Raw genomic sequence first — 220 nt, forward strand, 5'->3', positions numbered from 1 at the left:
GCCAGAACCTCGGCCAGCTCGGCCTCGATGGCCTCCACATGCCTCGTGTGGGAGGCGTAATCCACCGGGATACGACGCGCCCGGATCTCCCCCGCCTCGCAGTGCGCCATCAGCTCATCCAGCGCATCCGCATCCCCGGCCACCACCACCGAACCCGGACCGTTCACCGCCGCAACGTCGATCCGGCCCGCCCAAGCCGTCACCAGTTCCTCAACATCCG

At 68.6% G+C, this 220-nt stretch carries 1 protein-coding gene; it reads right to left on the minus strand.

The window, feature by feature from the left end:
- Positions 1 to 220: acyltransferase domain-containing protein (locus tag IH68_RS51570; protein ID WP_159403922.1), on the minus strand; the 220-nt coding region annotated here is incomplete at both ends.

It is taken from the genome of Streptomyces sp. NRRL S-646 (genome assembly GCF_000720765.1).
Taxonomy (GTDB): Bacteria; Actinomycetota; Actinomycetes; order Streptomycetales; family Streptomycetaceae; genus Streptomyces.